18 protein-coding genes are annotated in these 16,585 nt (G+C 72.0%); 13 read left to right on the top strand and 5 right to left on the bottom strand.

Annotation, left to right across the window (positions count from 1 at the left end; translation table 11 throughout):
- The first annotated feature begins 23 nt into the window (after window positions 1-23).
- Window positions 24-965, top strand: coding sequence for an NAD(+) diphosphatase (nudC, locus tag Sri02f_RS20380; protein ID WP_109002750.1), 942 nt, complete (start codon window positions 24-26; stop codon window positions 963-965).
- 90 nt (window positions 966-1,055) lie between these two features.
- On the opposite strand, the gene Sri02f_RS20375 is transcribed toward nudC, so the two are convergent.
- Window positions 1,056-1,298, bottom strand: a complete 243-nt coding sequence (locus Sri02f_RS20375) for a mycoredoxin (RefSeq protein ID WP_069771661.1) — start codon at window positions 1,296-1,298, stop codon at window positions 1,056-1,058.
- A gap of 194 nt (window positions 1,299-1,492) precedes the next feature.
- On the opposite strand from Sri02f_RS20375, the gene Sri02f_RS20370 reads away from it, so the two are divergent.
- The 5 genes from Sri02f_RS20370 (at window position 1,493) to Sri02f_RS41285 (ending at window position 5,469) form a co-directional block, all read left to right on the top strand.
- Complete coding sequence (locus Sri02f_RS20370) at window positions 1,493-3,706, top strand: ATP-dependent DNA helicase UvrD2 (RefSeq protein ID WP_174855676.1); 2,214 nt, start codon at window positions 1,493-1,495, stop codon at window positions 3,704-3,706.
- A gap of 189 nt (window positions 3,707-3,895) precedes the next feature.
- Complete coding sequence (locus tag Sri02f_RS20365; protein ID WP_167467585.1) at window positions 3,896-4,213, top strand: hypothetical protein; 318 nt, start codon at window positions 3,896-3,898, stop codon at window positions 4,211-4,213.
- 178 nt (window positions 4,214-4,391) lie between these two features.
- On the top strand, window positions 4,392-4,760 hold the full coding sequence (locus tag Sri02f_RS20360; RefSeq protein ID WP_109002747.1) for a WhiB family transcriptional regulator: 369 nt from the start codon (window positions 4,392-4,394) through the stop codon (window positions 4,758-4,760).
- Complete coding sequence (locus tag Sri02f_RS20355) at window positions 4,757-5,080, top strand: putative WhiB-interacting protein (protein ID WP_109002746.1); 324 nt, start codon at window positions 4,757-4,759, stop codon at window positions 5,078-5,080. Before Sri02f_RS20360 ends, Sri02f_RS20355 begins: the two co-directional genes overlap by 4 nt.
- Window positions 5,081-5,220: 140 nt before the next feature.
- Complete coding sequence (locus tag Sri02f_RS41285) at window positions 5,221-5,469, top strand: hypothetical protein (RefSeq protein WP_159106754.1); 249 nt, start codon at window positions 5,221-5,223, stop codon at window positions 5,467-5,469.
- Window positions 5,470-5,507: 38 nt separating this feature from the next.
- On the opposite strand, the gene Sri02f_RS20350 is transcribed toward Sri02f_RS41285, so the two are convergent.
- Both Sri02f_RS20350 and Sri02f_RS20345 read right to left on the bottom strand, forming a co-directional pair.
- Entirely contained in the window at window positions 5,508-6,914 is a 1,407-nt protein-coding gene (locus Sri02f_RS20350) for an ABC1 kinase family protein (protein ID WP_109002745.1), read from the bottom strand.
- Window positions 6,907-8,121: a TOMM precursor leader peptide-binding protein gene (locus Sri02f_RS20345; RefSeq protein WP_109002744.1), complete on the bottom strand. Its 1,215-nt coding sequence runs from the start codon at window positions 8,119-8,121 to the stop codon at window positions 6,907-6,909. Before Sri02f_RS20345 ends, Sri02f_RS20350 begins: the two co-directional genes overlap by 8 nt.
- A 239-nt stretch (window positions 8,122-8,360) precedes the next feature.
- On the opposite strand from Sri02f_RS20345, the gene Sri02f_RS20340 reads away from it, so the two are divergent.
- From Sri02f_RS20340 to Sri02f_RS20325, 4 genes are all read left to right on the top strand, one after another.
- Window positions 8,361-8,957, top strand: coding sequence for a M48 metallopeptidase family protein (locus Sri02f_RS20340; protein WP_109002743.1), 597 nt, complete (start codon window positions 8,361-8,363; stop codon window positions 8,955-8,957).
- A gap of 143 nt (window positions 8,958-9,100) precedes the next feature.
- Window positions 9,101-10,765: a TerD family protein gene (locus Sri02f_RS20335; RefSeq protein ID WP_109002742.1), complete on the top strand. Its 1,665-nt coding sequence runs from the start codon at window positions 9,101-9,103 to the stop codon at window positions 10,763-10,765.
- 11 nt (window positions 10,766-10,776) lie between these two features.
- On the top strand, window positions 10,777-11,457 hold the full coding sequence (locus tag Sri02f_RS20330) for an AIM24 family protein (protein ID WP_109002741.1): 681 nt from the start codon (window positions 10,777-10,779) through the stop codon (window positions 11,455-11,457).
- Between the two features lie 18 nt (window positions 11,458-11,475).
- A complete protein-coding gene (locus Sri02f_RS20325) occupies window positions 11,476-12,231 on the top strand; it encodes an AIM24 family protein (RefSeq protein WP_109002740.1) in 756 nt (251 codons plus the stop codon).
- A 68-nt stretch (window positions 12,232-12,299) separates the two neighbouring features.
- Here Sri02f_RS20325 and Sri02f_RS20320 read toward each other — a convergent pair whose 3' ends face one another.
- Together Sri02f_RS20320 and Sri02f_RS20315 are read right to left on the bottom strand one after the other, a co-directional pair.
- Window positions 12,300-12,815: an NUDIX hydrolase gene (locus Sri02f_RS20320; RefSeq protein WP_109002739.1), complete on the bottom strand. Its 516-nt coding sequence runs from the start codon at window positions 12,813-12,815 to the stop codon at window positions 12,300-12,302.
- Complete coding sequence (locus Sri02f_RS20315; protein WP_109002738.1) at window positions 12,812-14,329, bottom strand: zinc-dependent metalloprotease; 1,518 nt, start codon at window positions 14,327-14,329, stop codon at window positions 12,812-12,814. The genes Sri02f_RS20320 and Sri02f_RS20315 overlap by 4 nt, the downstream gene beginning before the upstream one ends.
- A 192-nt stretch (window positions 14,330-14,521) precedes the next feature.
- Here Sri02f_RS20315 and Sri02f_RS20310 point away from each other — a divergent pair, with 192 nt between their 5' ends.
- The 3 genes from Sri02f_RS20310 to Sri02f_RS41770 all read left to right on the top strand — a co-directional run bounded on the left by Sri02f_RS20310 (window position 14,522) and on the right by Sri02f_RS41770 (window position 16,574).
- The gene (locus tag Sri02f_RS20310; RefSeq protein ID WP_109002737.1) at window positions 14,522-15,631 is read left to right on the top strand and encodes an SDR family oxidoreductase; all 1,110 of its coding nucleotides are present in this window, start codon (window positions 14,522-14,524) and stop codon (window positions 15,629-15,631) included.
- A gap of 168 nt (window positions 15,632-15,799) precedes the next feature.
- Complete coding sequence (locus Sri02f_RS20305) at window positions 15,800-16,261, top strand: molybdenum cofactor biosynthesis protein MoaE (protein ID WP_109003182.1); 462 nt, start codon at window positions 15,800-15,802, stop codon at window positions 16,259-16,261.
- A 148-nt stretch (window positions 16,262-16,409) separates the two neighbouring features.
- A complete protein-coding gene (locus Sri02f_RS41770; protein ID WP_167467584.1) occupies window positions 16,410-16,574 on the top strand; it encodes a hypothetical protein in 165 nt (54 codons plus the stop codon).
- Window positions 16,575-16,585: the final 11 nt, after the last annotated feature.

Below are 16,585 nucleotides of genomic sequence, written 5' to 3'. Positions count from 1 at the left end.
CACCGGGGGAGTTGGAAGTACCCGTGACCACCTGGACCGACCAGAACGCCGATCGACCCCTCTCGCTCACCGCGCCGAGCGGCGTCGACCGGGCCGCCCACCACCGGCTCGACGAGGCCTGGCTGGCCGCGGCGTGGAGCCACCCGACGACGCGATGCTTCGTCGTCTCCGGCGGCCAGGTCCTCATCGACGAGGCGCCCGACGGCCGCACCGAACTCGTGATGACCCCGTCGTTCGAGGCGCCCCTGACCGAGGCGCACCGCTACTTCCTCGGCACCGACGACGACGGCGTCAGCTACTTCGCCCTGCAGAAGGACGCGCTGCCCGGCCGTATCGACCAGTCCGCCCGCCCGGCCGGACTGCGCGAGGCGGGACTGCTCCTGTCACCCCGCGACGTGGGGCTCATGGTGCACGCGGTCGGCCTGGAGAACTGGCAGCGCACCCACCGCTTCTGCTCCCGCTGCGGCGAGCGCACGGTCATCGCCGCGGCCGGCCACGTCCGCCGCTGCCCCGCCTGCGGCGCCGAGCACTACCCGCGCACCGACCCCGCGGTGATCATGGCCGTGACCGACGAGGACGACCGCATCCTCCTCGGCCGCCAGGTCCACTGGCCCGAGGGCCGCTTCTCCACCCTCGCCGGGTTCGTGGAGCCCGGCGAGTCCATCGAGCAGTCCGTGCGCCGTGAGGTCTTCGAGGAGGCCGGCATCACCGTCGGCCCGGTCGAGTACATCGCCAGCCAGCCCTGGCCCTTCCCGTCCAGCCTCATGCTGGGCTTCATGGCCCGCGCCACGTCCACCGACATCGACGTCGACGGCGACGAGATCCACGAGGCCCGCTGGTTCTCCCGCGACGAACTCGGCGCCGCCTTCGAGTCCGGCGAGGTGCTTCCCCCCTACGGGATCTCCATCGCGGCCCGTCTGATCGAGCTCTGGTACGGCAAGCCGCTGCCCACCCGCGGCGTCTGACCCGACACGCAGACACGGACGAAGGGCGGCCCCGAGAGCTCGGGGCCGCCCTTCCTCGTACGGCTGCGCCCGGTCACGCGCCGGACACGGTCACACGCCGATCTTCTGCTTCACCTGCGCCAGCGACGGGTTCGTCAGCGTCGAACCATCGGGGAAGAGCACGGTCGGCACCGTCTGGTTTCCGCCATTCGCCTTCTCGACGAACGCGGCGGAATCCGGGTCCTGCTCGATGTTGATCTCGGTGTACGCGATGCCCTCGCGGTCCATCTGCTTCTTCAGCCGCTGGCAGTAGCCGCACCACGTGGTGCTGTACATCGTCACGGTGCCCAGCATGTCTCTCGTGCTCCTTCGGCGGGTCGGGGGGACAGGCGGTCGTAGGGGGAGAACGTCCGTGACAGGGCTGCCATTCCCGCGAGCCGACGCCGGGGGCGGGCGCCGAGGTGACGCTCGCCGCATTAGTACGACTGCAAGGGCCCGCCTGTGGACAACCGACCCGCCCGCCTCCGGGGACCTGGCAGCATGGCGGTGTGACAGCAGCAACGCACTCCTCCCTCTTCCCGCAGGCACCGGACTCGGCCGACGCGGTGCTCGAAGGGCTCGACCCCGAGCAGCGCGAGGTCGCCACCGCCCTGCGCGGTCCGGTGTGCGTGCTGGCAGGAGCCGGGACCGGCAAGACCCGCGCGATCACCCACCGCATCGCCTACGGAGTCCGCGCCGGCATCCTGCAGCCCTCCAGCGTGCTCGCCGTCACCTTCACCAACCGTGCCGCAGGCGAGATGCGGGGCCGGCTGCGCCAGCTCGGAGCCCAGGGCGTCCAGGCCCGCACCTTTCACTCCGCGGCCCTGCGCCAGCTCCAGTACTTCTGGCCGAAAGCGATCGGTGGATCGCTGCCCCGGCTCGTCGACCGCAAGATCCAGCTCGTCGCCGACGCGGCCGCCGCCTGCCGCATCCGGCTCGACCGCGGCGAGCTGCGGGACGCCACCGCGGAGATCGAGTGGTCCAAGGTCACCCAGACCGTCCCGGCCGACTACGCCCTGGCCGCCGCCAAGGCGGGCCGCGAGATCCCCCGCGATCCCGCCGAGATCGCCCAGCTCTACGCCGCCTACGAGGACGTCAAGCGGGCCCGCGCCGTCATCGACTTCGAGGACGTCCTGCTGCTGACCGTCGCCGTCCTGCAGGACCGGCACGACATCGCCGAGCAGGTGCGCGCCCAGTACCAGCACTTCGTGGTCGACGAGTACCAGGACGTCAGCCCCCTGCAGCAGCGCCTGCTCGAACTGTGGCTCGGCGAGCGGGACGACCTGTGCGTGGTCGGCGACGCCAGCCAGACGATCTACTCCTTCACCGGGGCCACCCCCGACCACCTGCTCGACTTCCGCACCCGCCACCCCGGCGCCACCGTCGTCAAGCTGGTGCGGGACTACCGCTCCACCCCCCAGGTCGTCCATCTCGCCAACGGCCTGCTCGCCCAGGCCCGCGGCCGCGCCGCGGACCACCGTCTGGAGCTGGTCTCCCAGCGGGCCCCAGGGCCCGAGCCCGCCTACAGCGAATACCCCGACGAGCCGGCCGAGGCGGAGGGCGCGGCCCGCCGTATCCGTGAACTCCTCGCCGCGGGCGTCCCGGCCGCGGAGATCGCCGTCCTGTTCCGCACGAACGCGCAGTCGGAGACCTACGAGCAGGCTCTGGCCGACCTCGGCGTCCCGTACCAGCTGCGCGGCGCCGAGCGCTTCTTCGACCGGCCCGAGGTGCGCAAGGCGGGGGTCGCCCTGCGTGGCGCGGCCCGCTTCGGCGGCAACGACGCCCTTCTCGAAGACGCCGTCGACCTGCCCTCCCAGGTGCGTGCCGTCCTCTCCGGCGAGGGCTGGACCAACCAGCCGCCGGCGGGCTCCGGAGCCGTCAGAGAACGCTGGGAGTCGTTGGCCGCGCTCGTCGCCCTGGCCCAGGACTTCTCCGCGGCCCAGCCCGGCGCCACGCTCGCCGACCTGGTCGCCGAACTCGACGAGCGGGTGAGCGCCCAGCACGCCCCGACCGTCCAGGGCGTCACCCTGGCCTCCCTGCATTCGGCCAAGGGCCTGGAGTGGGACGTCGTCTTCCTCGTCGGCGTCGCCGAGGGCATGATGCCGATCACCTACGCCAGGACCGACGAGCAGATCGAGGAGGAGCGTCGTCTCCTCTACGTCGGGGTCACCCGGGCCCGCGAACGCCTCCACGTCTCCTGGGCGCTCTCCCGCTCACCGGGCGGCCGCCCCAACCGTCGTCCCAGCCGCTTCCTCGACGGCCTGCGCCCCGGCTCGGGCGCCGCAGCCGGCCGCGCCGGCGTCGGAGGCGCAGGAGGCGCGGGAGGCATCGAGCGTGGCTTCGCCGGCGCGGCGGCGCTCGCGCCCGTCGCGCCGCGCCGCACCCAGCGCAGTCCGGCCCGCTGCCGGGTCTGCGGACGGACCCTGACCGACGCCGGCGAGATGAAGCTGATGCGCTGCGAGGACTGCCCCTCCGACATGGACGAGGGGCTCTACGAACGGCTGCGGGACTGGCGTGCGGTCCAGGCGCGGCGAAGCGGACAGCCGGCGTACTGCGTCTTCACGGACAAGACGCTGATGGCGATCGCCGAGACCGTGCCCGAGGAGGAGGGCGAGCTCGCGCGGATCCCGGGGGTCGGCGTGCGCAAGCTCAACCGCTACGGCGCCGACGTTCTGGCCATCTGCGCAGGCCACGACGTTGCGGAGGGCGACGCGGAGGACTGAGGGGCGAGGCCCGGGGGATTGATCCGAACTCGTCGAAAAAATAGTTTGCGCATGCCCCGGCAATCCCCATAGGTTCTTAGACACGGGAACGGCGGCCTTCTCCAAGGCCCTGATTCCGTGCTGTACTTGCATATCCGTCGGACTGGGCTCACCCCCGGTCCCCCGAGACGCCGAGAGGAGGCGATTCCAGTGATCATCATCAACCGCAGCTCCGCCGCCAAACTGACCGATCTCTCTGTCGTCTCCACCTGCACGCTCGGCGCCTCGACCCTGGGCACCGGTCTGTCCGGCATCAGCGCCGGCCGGCTGGCGTCCTCCTCCGTTGCCTCCGCGGATCTTCCCGTCCGCGAGCGCAATGAGCGACCGACCAAGGCACTGGAAGCAGTAAAGGGACAGGCGCATGCCTATGCCTTTGCGGCAACCGGTGCCGGCTTCCGGAAGCAGACGACGCAGCACTACCTGATGTGGGCCTTCCGTGGGCCGGAACCCTGGAGTGATCCAGCCTGATCGTCGATCAGGCCGGCGCCTTCAGGGCCGCGGAACCCCACCCGGGATCCGCGGCCCTTCTGTTTGTCCCGATCACGGGGACGACGGAGCGAAGGGGCCTCGGGACAAGAAAAGAACCCGGTACCCGCCGACAACCGGTCCTACCGGACCGGACCGACCAGACGAGGAAAAACACACCGTGCAACTCGAAGCGCACGCCCCGTCCGTACCGCCTTCCGACACGTTCCCCCCGCCCGGCCTCACGAAGGACCCCACCTTGACCCCGCTCACGGCGCTCACCGCGCTCGACGACGCCATCGAGAACCTCGGCGTGCCCGTCCCCTGCCGTTCCTACGACCCGGAGGTCTTCTTCGCCGAGACGCCGGCCGACGTCGAGTACGCCAAGTCCCTGTGCCGCACCTGCCCGCTGATCGAGGCCTGCCTCGCCGGTGCCAAGGAGCGCCGCGAGCCCTGGGGCGTCTGGGGTGGCGAGCTGTTCGTCCAGGGTGTCGTCGTCGCCCGCAAGCGGCCGCGTGGTCGCCCGCGCAAGAACCCGGTCACAGCATGAGCATCGCAGGAACGATCGACCGCCCCCTCACGCAAGACCCCAAGAAGCAGGCCCCGATGAAGCCGTTCACCAGCGAGCCCGCAGGCTCCGCGACCGAAGACGTCACCACCACCGGCGCGTACGACTCGCGTCAGAACAGGACCCGCGAGATGCAACTCATCCCAGAAGCCCTGGCTCGTGCGCATATGCACGACCGACTGCGCGAGGCCGAGCAGGGCCGTCAGGCCGCGCGCCTGCTGGCCGCTCGCCGGATGCAGCGTCGGGCGGAGCGCGCCTCGCTGCGCGCCCGCCGGGCGCTCGCCATGGCCGTGATGCAGTAACGACACCCGCCTGAAGCGGTGGCCTCCCGACTCACCGGGGGGCGAAGCTCTCCCCGCGGGGGCCGGTCCCTCCGAACGGGCCGGCCCCCGCGGTGCGTTGTACGAGCGGACCGCTGGGCTGCGGGGTTATCGTCCCGAGGATGACGAGTCCTCCCGGAGCCAGTGACCGAGCCGGAGCCAGTGACCGAGCCGGAGACGGCGACCGGGACGACTCCTCGTCCGAGCCCGGCCCTGTGACCTGCGCGCGCTGCGGCGCGCAGACCGCGCAGCCACCGCCCGTCACCTGGACCTGCTCGGTGGAGCACGGCGTCCGGCGCTACTACTGCGAGGCCTGTGCCCGCGACAACCTCAGGGCGATCGAGGGGCGACTGGACTCCGAATGGTGGTGAGAAGCGTCACACCGTCCGCTCCTCACGCCGTCCGCTCCTCACGCCTCCGCGACCGAATCCCCGGCCTCCAGCTCTTCCAGTTCCTCCAGCGCTCCCTGGTCGTCCGGGGTCTCCTCCGGGAGGAACCCGGGCAGCCATTCCTCCAGTTCCTCGCGCAGCCGCACCGTCGCGCCGAGCTGGCACAGCACGCCGATCGTGCTCAGGGTCACCCGGTGTATCAGGAGGTAGGCAGGCGGCAGGTTGAGCTGCTTGCCCAACTGGTGGGCGGGGGAGCGTATGTCGGCGATCCTGGCCGCCTGGCTGCGCATCCAGCCGCGGGTGAACGTGAACTCCTCCACCCGGGCCGGCTCGATGATCGGCAGGAGGTAGTCGAGGACCGCGTCGGGGTCCAGCTCGATGGACTCCTTGACGAAGCCCTCCCTGCGGAGCAGTTCGTAGACCGCCTCCGCCTCGCCGTCCAGGGTCATGCGCAGCGACTCGCCGATCGGATCGGGCAGCCCGCCCTGGAGCCGGTCCACGGTGCCGAAGTCCAGCACCCCCAGCCGCCAGTCGTCCTCGCCGCCCGGGCCGCCCGGCAGGAGACGGAAGTTGCCGGGGTGCGGGTCGGCGTGCAGCAGGCCGGTGCGTGCCGGACCGGAGAACAGGAAGCGGGACAGCAGCTGACCGGCGCGATCGCGCTGCTCCTCGGTCCCGTCGGCGATCACCTCGGAGAGCGGCACGCCGTCGATCCACTCGGTGACCAGGACCTGGTCGCACTGGTGGACGACCGCCGGGACGACCACGTCGGGGTCGGCGGCGAACTCCTCCGCGTGGGCCTGCTGGGCCTGCGCCTCCAGCCCGTAGTCGAGCTCCTCGGAGACCCGGTCCCTGAGCTCGGTGATCAGGGGCTTGACGTCCATGCCCGGGATGAGCGGGCCCAACAGCCTTGCGAACCGGCTGAGTTGGTTCAGGTCGGACAGGAGTGCCTCGCCGGCCCCCGGATACTGGACCTTGACGGCGACCTCCCGGCCGTCGTGCCACACCGCTCGATGCACCTGGCCGATCGAGGCGGCCGCGGCCGGCTTGTCGTCGAACTCGAGGAACAGCTCGGACCAGTCCGCGCCGAGCTGTGCCGTGAGCACGGAGTGCACCGTGCGCGTCGGCATCGGCGGCGCCGCGTCCTGGAGCTTGGTGAGCGCCGCGCGGTAGGGGCCGGCCACCTCCTCGGGCAGGGCGGACTCGAAGACGGACAGCGCCTGCCCGAACTTCATCGCGCCCCCCTTCAGCTCGCCCAGCACCTTGAAGAGCTGCTCGGCGGTGCGCTGCTGCAGCTCGCGGCCGACGATCTCCGCGGACTCGCCCACGATCCGCTTGCCCAGGCCCCAGGTCGCCCGCCCGGCGAAGCCGAGCGGGAGCGCGGCGAGCTTGGCGGTCCGGGTGACCGCCTTCCGGGGAAGATCAGACATGCGCCCTCCAAGTCCCAGACAGCCGCGTCGCGTCCGCCGTACGGCGATGCTCCGTCGGATGCCGATGCCTGTCCATTGTCGCGTGTGATCCCCGGTCCTCGGAGGGGTGTTCCCGCTCACCTTTGCGGGCGGCACCGCACGGGCACGCGGAGTGGGGCCGTACCGGTCGAGCGCGCCACTGCAGGGCGGGGGCGCTGACCTCCCAGCGTGTGCCTTCGCCGGCCGGGGTCCGGCCGTCGAGGAAGGCGAGGGCATGGGCGGCCGCCAGCCCTGCCACGGTCGTGGCCAGGGCCAGGTCACAGGCGCGTGCCGCTCGTTTTCCGCCGGAGTGCCACTGGGCGACCAGCCGCGGCCAGGCCGGATCGCGGTCGACGCGCTCCTGCTGCAGGCACCCCGCGCAGCCCGTCTCACCCGGCAGCACCAGCGGACCGACTACGCCCGTGCCCTCCACGACACCGGTATAGAGGTGGGGCGTGCCCGAGGCGATCAGGGGCTCCGCCGCCGAGGGCGCGGGGGCGTGCACGGACACGTCGTCCCGTGGAGCCAGGATCACCAGGCCGAAGCCCGGGGTGTCCGACCGGTGCGGCGACCCCGGGGACCTGCGCGGCGGGCGGTCCGGTGCGGCCCGGCGCACGGCGCGGCGGGCGGACTCGTCCCGGCGCTCGCCGATCGCCTCGGCCGGCAGTCCGCCCGGAGCGACGTCTCCCGGCTCCACCCGGCCGCCGTCCTGCACGTCCACCTCGCCGATCCCCGCCCCCGACAACAGCGCGGCCAGCACCGCACCGACCCGGCCGGCGCCCCGCACCTGCACCCGCAGCCCGCGCCGGGCGGCCAGGTGCTCGATCGCGTCGCCCGGTTCCGGCGTCAGAAGGGAGAGCGCGGCGAGATCGGGGCGCAGCCGGTCCATGACCTCCTTCTTCTCCCGCAGCGCGTGGGCGTCCGGTCCGCCGCCGTGCGCGTCGTCGAGCAGTCCCGCCCGGGACAGCCGCTCCACCAGCCGGTCGACGTGGCCGTCGGGCAGGTCCATGCGACGGCCCTCCTCCCGTAGCAGCGCGAGTCCGCGCGTGCCGTCCAGCAGGTCGAGAAAACTCCCGGTGGCCGTGTCCACCGGACCGAGCGTCAGTGCGTGCGCCGGCGTCATCCCGAACTGCACCGTGTTGAGGTCACGCCAGCCGCGCCGCAGCGCGGGCTTCACCGTCGGATGCATCGAAGGCCCCCGTATGCCTGGAAACTCCCCGTCACGTCGACGGAGCGGGGCGTGGGGTGTCCTCGCTCCGCCGACGAGTGCCAGCATGCCCGGCCCCGCCGGAGCCCGCCGAAAGTTGTCCACAGGTAGCGGTGTTCATCGTACAAATGCGTCGTACGAGGCAAACGTGACAGGAGAGATCGGAACCGAACCGCCCCGGAGTCGGGACTTCCCCCGTGTGCAGCGGGTAACGTCGGGGCGTGTCCGCCGACCCACTGCACCGCGCCGGAACACCACAGCGCAGTACGACGAGCCAGCCGCCGAGCGGCCCACGGGCGAGCGCGATCGAGGTCCGCAGGAGCGCCCGTCGACGGCGGACGGTCTCCGCGTACCGCGAGGGCGACCGCACCATCGTGCTGATCCCGGCCCGCATGTCCGAGGCCGAGGAGAAACGCTGGGTGGGCGTCATGCTCGACAAGCTCGCCGCCCAGGAAAGCCGGCGGGTGCCGGGCGACGCCGAGCTGGCCGAGCGGGCGGAGCGGCTGTCGGCCCAGTGCTTCGGGGGCCGGGCCCGGCCGGCCTCGGTCCGCTGGGTGACCAACCAGAACACGCGGTGGGGGTCATGCACCCCGGCCGAGGGCAGCATCCGGCTGTCGCACCGCCTCAAGGGCATGCCCGAGTACGTCATCGACTACGTCCTCGCCCATGAGCTCGCGCACCTGCTCGTGCCCGGCCACGGCCCCGACTTCTGGCGGCTGCTGGAGGCGTACCCGCGCACCGAGCGCGCACGCGGCTATCTGGAGGGCGTCGTGGCCGCCGAGCGGCTGCCCCACCCGCCCGACGCACGCGGGGAGTGACCCGCTCCGAGCGCGCGGTGAACGCGTGTGACCTCATGTGACGCGGTTGTGTACCGGGTCTGTACCGACATCGTGCGTTGTCCGACTTTGCCGTTAGCCTGACGCGACGCACTCGCAATCGGGATGGGGGACGGTCGTTACGCATGCCCAGGGAATTCCAGCGCGGCCACAAGGCCAAGATCAGTGACCTCACCGCAGGCACCGATCTGTACGTAGGCGTGCAGATCACCGCACCCGGCCTGACCTTCGACATCAGCTGCTTCGGCCTCGACGCCGACGAGCGACTCTCGGACGACCGGTACTTCGTCTTCTTCAACCAGCCGAAGTCGCCCGAGGAGTCCATCCAGCTCCTGGGCGCCCAGGCCGGTGACACCGAGTCCTTCCGCATCACCCTGGACCGGATCCCGCCCCAGATCCAGAAGCTCTCCTTCACGGCCACCCTCGACGGCGCCGGACAGATGTCGCAGATCGGTTCCGGCCACCTCCGGATCGTCGCGGGCGGCGAGGAAGTGGCCCGCTACGCGTTCAGCGGCGCGGAGTTCACCACCGAGCGGGCCGTGATGCTGGGCGACTTCTACCTGAAGGACGTCTGGCGGTTCGCGGCCGTCGGCCAGGGCTTCGACGGCGGTCTGGACGCGCTGCTGAAGAACTTCGGCGGCGAGGTCGCCGAGGAGGAGACGCCCGCCGCGCCCGCGCAGCCCCAGGCCGGCGCCGCCGCTCCCGGCTTCGCTCCCCCCGCCTTCGGAGCCCCCTCGGCGCCGGCCCCCGCCCCGTATCAGCCGCAGCCCGCCGCGCAGGGCTTCGCGCCCCCGCCCGGCGCGACTTTGCCGCCCGCCCCGGCGCCCGCGCCCTCGGTGCACGCCGCGCCGACCATCGTCGCGCCCCTGGCCCCGCCCGGCGGCGGCCATGTCCCGCCCCCGGGCCCCGTCCCGGCGCCCTACGGCCAGCCGCCGCAGCAGCCCTACGGGCACGGCCCCGCGCCGACCGCGCCCATGCCGCCCGGCTACGGCCAGCAGCCCCAGCCGCCGCAGGCCCCGCCCGGCTACGGACAGCCGGCCCCGCCGCCCGGCTACGGCCAGCAGCCGCCGTTCGGGCAGCTCCCCGGCCAGCAGGCGTACGGCGTGCCCCAGGGCGCCCCGCAGGGCGGCGCCGGTGTGACCGCCGCCCTCCAGCAGTTCAAGGAGACGCCCACCGGGCAACGCTGGACGCAGCAGAACAAGAAGCTGATCCGCGTCGACCTCGGCATGGGCGGGCAGCCGGTGCTCGCCCGCCAGGGCAGCATGGTCCTCTACCAGGGCAAGGTCGACTTCAGCTACAAGGGCGCCGGGTTCGCCGGCCGCATCGTCGGCAACGCCACCGGCCAGGAGATGCAGCTGATGCGCTGCACCGGCCAGGGGCAGGTCTTCCTCGCCGAGAACTCCACCCATGTACACCCCATCGAACTCCAGGGCGACGCGATCTGCGTCTCCGCCGAGAACGTCCTCGCCTTCGACGAGAGCCTCCAGTACGAGGTCCGCCGCATCGAGGGGCACGGCATTCCCGGCGGCGCGCTGTTCACCATGCAGTTCCAGGGCACCGGCACGATCGTCGTCAAGACGCACGGCACCCCCGTCGTCCTGCCGGTCACGCCCACCACGTTCGCCGACTGCAACGCCGTCGTCGCCTGGTCGGCCGCCTCCCAGGTGGTCGTCTCCAGCCAGGTGCGGATGCGCCGCAACGCCTACCCCGGCGACACCGGCGAGAGCGTCAACCTCCAGTTCCGGGGAGCTCCCGGCAACTTCATCGTCGTCCAGCCGTACGAGGTCTGAGGGAGCCCGTCATGAACCAGCCGCTCGCGGGCTACGCCCCCGCACCCGTCACCGCCCGCATGGAGAACCACGGCGACCACATGCTGAAGGTCGCCATGCAGACCGGCAACGACCTCTTCGCGCGTGTGGGCTCGATGGTCGCCTACGAGGGCTTCGTGCAGTACGAGCCCAACCCGCCGGCCGTGCGCCAGATCGCGCGCGACTGGATGACCGGCGAGGGCGCGCCCCTGATGAAGTGCACCGGCGACGGTCTGCTCTATCTCGCCGACTACGGCGCGAACGTCGTCGTGATCAACCTCAACGGCGACGGCATCTCCGTCAACGCCACCAACCTGCTCGCCTTCGACGCTCACCTCACCTGGGGCGTCGAGCGCGTCAAGGGGCTCGCGAAGTTCGCCGGCCAGGGCCTGTGGAACACCAAGATCAGCGGCCAGGGCTGGGTCGCGCTGACCTCCCGGGGCAAGCCGATCGTGGTCGACTGCGGCGGCGGCGAGGACGAGACGTACGTCGACCCCGACGCGCTCGTCGCCTGGTCCCCGAACCTGAAGGTGAAGGGCAAGCGCAGCTTCAAGGCGCAGTCGCTCATCGGCCGGGGCAGCGGCGAGGCCTACCAGATGGCCTTCTCCGGCCAGGGCATCGTCGTCGTCCAGCCCAGCGAGGACAGCACCGACCGCCTCCGGGTCCGGGGCTGAGGGGGAGCCAGAAACGTCATGCAGAGCCCACTTTTCGCGCACAACGACTCGCAGACCCAGGAACGCTGGAGTCTGCAGAACAAGCAGATGCTCCGGGTCGCTCTGGAAGGCCACGACGACATCCTCGCCCGCAAGGGCACGATGGTCGCCTACCAGGGCCTGATGGAGTTCGACGCCGAGTACCTGAGCAACCAGCAGGGACGCGCGCGGGCGTACACCGGCGAGGGGCTGGACCTGATGCGCTGCCACGGGCAGGGCACGGTCTACCTCGCCAACCTCGCCCAGCACATCCACGTGATGGAGGTGGAGCAGGACGGCCTGACCGTGGACAGCAGCTATGTGCTCGCCATGGACTCCTCGCTGCACCACGAGGTCATCGCCGTCGACAGCCTCTACGGCATCTCCGGCTCCGGGAAGTACCAGCTCAACATCACCGGCCGCGGCAAGGTCGCCCTGATGACCTCGGGCGCGCCCCTGATGATGCAGGTCACCCCGGACAAGTACGTCAACTGCGACGCCGACGCCATCGTCGCCTGGTCCACCGGGCTGCGGGTGCAGATGCAGGCGCAGACCCACTCCTCCGGGGTGTGGCGCCGGCGCGGCAACACCGGTGAGGGCTGGGAGCTCAGCTTCATGGGCTCCGGCTACGCGCTCGTGCAGCCCAGCGAGCTGCTGCCGCCGCAGAACGCGGCGATCGGCTCCGGCCTGGCCGCCCAGTACGGCATGGGCCAGCACGGGGCGCGCAGTCAGAACCAGGGCAACGCCTGGAGCTGATCGCCGGGCTCGACGACGACGCGACGTAAGGGGCGACCGCCTGGAAGGCCGCCCCTTACCCGTTCGGCTCACAGCCGCGCGCGGGTGGCCTCCAGCAGCCGTACGACCGACTCGTCGGCGACGTCCGCCACCTGCGCGTACGGGAACCAGCGCAGGTCGAGGGACTCGTCGCTGATGGCCTCCACGGATCCGGCCGGGGCCAGCGCCGCGTACTGGACGTCGTAGTGCCAGGCGCACGGCGTCGGATGCCGGTCGAGCCGGACCGGGCCGCCGGGCAGCAGGGTCAGCCCCGCAACGCCCGACTCCTCGGTCCCCTCCCGCAGCGCCGCGGCCGCCAGCGTCCCGTCGACGGGCTCGCAGTGCCCGCCCATCTGCAGCCACATCCGCAGCTTCTTGTGGAGCGTCAGCAGCACCCGCTCCTGTGCCGGGTCGATCACCAGCGCGCTCGCCGTGACGTGCCCGTCCCGGCAGGCCTTCCACATGCCGTCCGGATGCGCCGAAAGATGGTCCAGGTAGGACTGGCGCAGCTCTTCTTGGCCCTCGTACCCCTTGAGGACGAGGACCGCGTCGTCGTACAGCCTCACTCGGTGTCGTCGCCCCTGGAGTCGCTCTCGTCGCCGTCCTGCTTCAGGCCGTCGTCCTTCTTGAGGCCGTCTTCCTTCTTCGTGCCGTCGTCCTTCGTCAGGTTCGGCCCGTCGCCGGGACCGCCGCCGCTCGCGGCCTCACCGAGCATCTTGTCCAGCTCGGAGAAGTCCATGTGCTCGCGGTGCACGAAGCCGTCCGGGTCGTCCAGGTCGGAGGCCGTGGGCAGCATGTCGGGGTGCGCCCACAGGGCGTCACGGCCGTCGACCCCGCGCGCGTCCGTCAGCGAGGCCCACAGGCGGGACGCGTCACGCAGGCGGCGCGGACGCAGCTCCAGGCCGATCAGCGTCGCGAACGTCTGCTCCGCGGGTCCGCCGCTGGCACGGCGCCGGCGCAGCGTCTCGCGCAGCGCGTCGGCGGACGAAAGGCGCGGCTTCGCGGCCGCGTGCACCACCGCGTCCACCCAGCCCTCGACGAGCGCCAGGGCCGTCTCCAGACGGGCCAGCGCGGCCTTCTGCTCCGGGGTGTCCTCCGGCTGGAACATGCCCTGCTGCAGGGCGTCCTGCAGCTGTTCGGGGTTCTGCGGGTCGAACTGGCCGACCACGTCCTCCAGCTTGGCGGTGTCGACCTTGATCCCGCGCGCGTAGCCCTCGACCGCGCCGAACAGATGCGAGCGCAGCCACGGAACGTGCGCGAACAGGCGCTGGTGGGCGGCCTCGCGCAGGGCGAGGTACAGCCGTACCTCTTCCTGCGGCACGCCCAGGTCCTTGCCGAACGCCGCGATGTTCACCGGCAGCAGCGCCGCGCGCCCGGCCGGACCGAGCGGAAGGCCGATGTCGGTCGAACCGACGACCTCGCCCGCGAGCACGCCGACGGCCTGTCCGATCTGCGAGCCGAACATCGCCCCGCCCATCGAGCGCATCATGCCGATCAGCGGGCCGGCCATGGCCTGCATCTCCTCCGGCAGGACGTCGCCCATGGCGGCGCCGACGCGTTCGGCGACCGGGTCGACGAGCTCCTTCCACGCGGGCAGGGTCGCCTCGACCCACTCCGCGCGCGACCACGCCACCGCGGAGCCGGCGCCGGACGGCAGGGAGGTGGCGTCGTCCAGCCACAGGTCGGCCAGGCGGACGGCCTCCTGCACGGCGGTGCGCTCGGAGGAGCCGACGCTCGCGTCCTTCACGCCGTCGGACGTGCCCTGGGAGACCGTCTGGCGGGCGATCTGCTTGGCCATGTCCCAGTTCACCGGCCCGCCCTCGTACGAGAGCATCTGACCGAGCTGCTGGAACGCGGCCCCCAGATCGTTGGGGTTCAGCGAGCCGAACATGGCGGCGAGGGGGTTGTCGGCGCCGGGACCGCCCGGAGCGCCGAAGCCTCCGGCGCCGGGCAGCCCGCCGAAACCGAACGGGTTGGCCGGTCCCTGACCACCGCCGCTCTGCGAGTTCTTCTTCTTGCCCTCGTCGCCGTCTTCCGGCTCCTCCGGCGGAAGGCCGAATCCGAATGGGGTGTCACTCACGGGGTTCCTCGGCTGGTAAGGCCACCGGTTCTCGGCCGGCGGCGACTGCCCTGCAACACCACCCAGCGTAGACACCCCGGCTCGATCGGGCCTCGGTGCTTCGCCGACTGCTGGCCTGCGGCAGGATGGATGCCACCTGGTACGTACGCGTCACTCGCGCCCGTATGCCAAGACAACCGCTGGAGACACCTGGTGAGTTCCCCAGATCCGCAGGTTCGCGCAGCGCGAAACCGATCGACCCCGGGCGGTTCGCGCGGGCCCGTCGTCGCCGTCACCGGCGCGGCGAACGGGGTGGGCGCGCTGCTCACGGAGCGCCTCGCCGCGTCGGAGGAGGTCAAGCAGGTCGTCGCCATCGACGAGCGGCGCGGCGAGTGCGACGCGGCGCAGTGGCACATCCTCGACGTCCGCGATCCTGCGATCGCCGACAAACTGCGCGGGGCGGACGTCGTGGTCCACCTCGCACTCGACCTCGACCTGGGGAGTGACGCCGCCGCCCGGACGGCCTACAACGTGCGCGGTACGCAGACCGTGCTGACGGCCGCCGCGGCGGCCGGGGTGCACCGCGTCGTGCTGTGCACCTCCGCGATGGTCTACGGAGCGCTGGAGGACAACGAGCTGCCGCTGTCCGAGGACGCCGAGCTGCGGGCGACGGCCGAGGCGACCGGCGTCGGCGACCTCCTGGAGGTCGAACGGCTCGCCCGGCGCGCGCCCCGGGCGCACCCGGGGCTCAACGTCACCGTGGTGCGGCCCGCGATCCTGGTCGGCGGCACGGACACCGCCCTGACCCGGTACTTCGAGTCGCCGCGGCTGCTCGTCGTCGCGGGGTCGCGGCCCGCCTGGCAGTTCTGCCACGTCGAGGACCTGGTGAGCGCCCTGGAGTACACCGTCCTGGAGAAGGTCGACGGGGAGCTGGCCGTCGGGTGCGACGGGTGGCTGGAACAGGAGGAGGTCGAGGAGCTCAGCGGCATCCGCCGGATGGAGCTGCCGTCGGCGGTCGCGCTGGGCGCCGCGGCCCGGCTGCACCGGATCGGGCTGACGCCGTCCCCGGCGGGCGACCTGGCCTACACGATGTACCCCTGGGTGGTGAGCGGGAGCCGGCTGCACGACGCGGGGTGGCGGCCGCGCTGGACCAACGAGGAGGTCCTCGCGGAGCTGCTGGCGGAGGTCTCCGGGCGGCACACCGTCGTCGGACGGCGGCTGGGACGCAAGGACGCGACCGCGGCGGGCGCGGCCGGCGCGACGGTCGCCCTGCTGGGCGCGGCGGCCGTGGTGCGGCGCGCCCGCAAGGCCCGGCGGAGGTGAGGGGCGGGGGCGCGCGGTCAGGATCGCTCCGCCGCCCCCCCGTAGCTCCTGCCCCGCCGGACAGGCACGCCTCGCAGGTTGTTTTGTAGGTCACTACCAGGCGGCACGCGCGTGTACCGGGCGATCACGCTGTTCCGGCTGGTCTCCCGGGTGCGGCACGATGGGGGTATGGCAGCCATCGACGACCATCCCGGCGAGCACGCAGCGCAGGACCCCATCAAGCTCATCGCCGTTCGCGACACCGCCCTCTCGCTGGACGAGGTCTTCGGGGCCGTCGGGGACGACGCGGCCGGCGGGACGGCGCTGTTCGTGGGCACCGTGCGCAACCACGACGGGGGCGCCGACGTCGACGCCCTCGGGTACTCCTGCCATCCCAGCGCCGAGGCGGAGATGCGGCGGATCGCGGAGAAGGTCGTCGCCGAGTTCCCGGTGCGGGCGCTCGCTGCCGTCCACCGAGTGGGGGACCTCGTGGTGGGAGATCTCGCGGTCGTCGTCGCCGTGTCCTGTCCGCACCGCGGCGAGGCCTTCGAGGCCTGCCGGAAGCTGATCGACGACCTCAAGCACGAAGTACCCATCTGGAAGCACCAGAGGTTCTCGGACGGCACTCAGGAGTGGGTCGGCGCCTGCTGACCCGCGGCTCACGGCGGGCACGGCTGCGACCGCGGCTCGGTCACCCGTCCGGTTGCGTAACCCCACCCCTGCCGTGAGCGTTGTCAGTGCGGACGGTTAATCTGCTGATCAGTCAGTTGTGGTGGTTCGTCGGGGTTGGGAGGTCGGCATGGCGGCGCTCGTCTGGTTGCTGATTCCACTGGTCGCCGCGATCGGCGCGGGCCTGTGGGGCAGTTGGGCCAACCGGACCCGCAAGGCCCGGAGCGACGGCCCCGAGCTGGACGGATACGCCCGCTTCCGAGAAGCCATGGAGAAGCCCCACTCGCGTACGTGACCCGGGTGGCA

The sequence above is a fragment of the Streptomyces rishiriensis genome (assembly GCF_003112535.1).
Classification (GTDB): domain Bacteria; phylum Actinomycetota; class Actinomycetes; order Streptomycetales; family Streptomycetaceae; genus Streptomyces; species Streptomyces rishiriensis.
Note: the sequence above shows the minus strand (reverse complement) of the source record. Positions and strands in the feature narration are given on the sequence as shown.